The 1,190-nt window shown below is 52.8% G+C and carries 3 protein-coding genes; all 3 read left to right on the top strand.

What is annotated here, in order from left to right; all coding sequences use genetic code 11:
* On the top strand, window positions 1-665 hold a 665-nt coding region (locus tag N7974_RS20570; RefSeq protein ID WP_262967398.1), incomplete at its 5' end, for a hypothetical protein.
* Between the two features lie 68 nt (window positions 666-733).
* Window positions 734-946 carry a hypothetical protein gene (locus N7974_RS20565; RefSeq protein ID WP_262967397.1) on the top strand — a complete coding sequence of 71 codons (213 nt, stop codon included), beginning with the start codon at window positions 734-736 and terminating at the stop codon, window positions 944-946.
* A 27-nt stretch (window positions 947-973) separates the two neighbouring features.
* Entirely contained in the window at window positions 974-1,144 is a 171-nt protein-coding gene (locus tag N7974_RS20560) for a hypothetical protein (RefSeq protein WP_262967396.1), read from the top strand.
* The last annotated feature ends 46 nt before the right edge of the window (window positions 1,145-1,190 follow it).

The following is a 1,190-nucleotide window of genomic DNA, read 5'->3' as shown; positions in this document are numbered from 1 at the left end:
GACTCGGCCTGCGAAGCTTCGAAAGAAATTTTGAAAATGTTCGGTCTGTAGGGTTGACAGCTTGGGCCATTCGCGTAGAATGGCCCTCAAGCAAGACAAACCGCCGGCAGGCAAAACCACAAACCCGGAGACTCACCATGAACAAGCCAATGAACACTTTCGCATACGCCCACTACGTCGCCCGCATGGACAAGGCCTCTGGCACTAGCCTGCCCTACGCTACCCTGTTCCGCATCGCCCTGCGTAACGCTTACCGCAAGCCGGGTGTCCGCCAGTACGATTGTGCAGCACTCGTCGAGGATATCAAAGCGCGTGAACTGGTCCAAAAGCGCATTCGGGCTGAAAAAGCAGTAGTTATGGCGGCAGTCATGCGTGCAATCCGTACTGGCTTCACTGTTAGCGTGAAAGATGGCAGCGATGGCGAGTGGGTAGTGAAAAAGTCTACCGATATCAAGGAAATCTCCGACAGCCTGCAATCTACCGATGAAGATATCATCCGCTTCCGCAAGGGTGACGGCCCAGACAACATCGTCGGCTCTATGTGGGCAATCTACGGTAACAGCGCCGGCGAAGTGATCGCCGACTGGACTGATAATGCCACCATGGCCATGATTATGGCTCCGGCTGAGCGGAAGATGGAAAAATACGCTGAATTAGGTATCTAATGCTTGACGGGGCCCGAAAAGGGCCCCATAATGCACCCACATCAGCAAACAACATCAGGACTGACCCGATGAGCCAGATCAAAATCCAAGAGTACATCGTAGCCGAGATCAAGGTTAACCATTGCGCTCACCTGCGCAAGGGCCAGACCATCCAAGCCCGCGATGCTCGTAGCAGTGAAAAGTGGATTGCATTCATGGTGGAACGCGGGTATAGTGCCTCTGAAGCCGCTATCCTGTTCAAAGATGCACATGATGTGGCAATTCTCGAACTGGAAGCCTGAAGAAACATCCTACTAGGAGTACCGACAATGAAACGCCAATATACTGATTCCTACCAGTGCAAAGCAATCGACGGCCTGATGTCTATCTGCGGTGGTAAGAAAGCTATCGTACAAGTGTGGCCGTCCTTGAAAGCCTCTCGAAACCGCCGGCTGAAAAAGATGGTAAAATACATCGCCCGGGCAGGATGGAAACCGTAATCGACTAATTATCACAGCCCCGGCTTGCCGGGGCTCACAATAGGAG

The sequence above is a fragment of the Methylobacter psychrophilus genome, assembly GCF_025583945.1.
In the GTDB taxonomy this organism is placed as follows: Bacteria; Pseudomonadota; Gammaproteobacteria; order Methylococcales; family Methylomonadaceae; genus Methylobacter_C; species Methylobacter_C psychrophilus.
The sequence above is the reverse complement of the archived record's forward strand: the minus strand, read 5'-3'. Positions and strand labels throughout refer to the sequence as shown.

Bases quoted from the DNA above. Each gene is read 5' to 3' on its own strand.
- N7974_RS20565 (WP_262967397.1), top strand. From the start codon at position 734: ATGAGCCAGATCAAAATCCAAGAGTACATCGTAGCCGAGATCAAGGTT.
- N7974_RS20560 (WP_262967396.1), top strand. From the start codon at position 974: ATGAAACGCCAATATACTGATTCCTACCAGTGCAAAGCAATCGACGGC.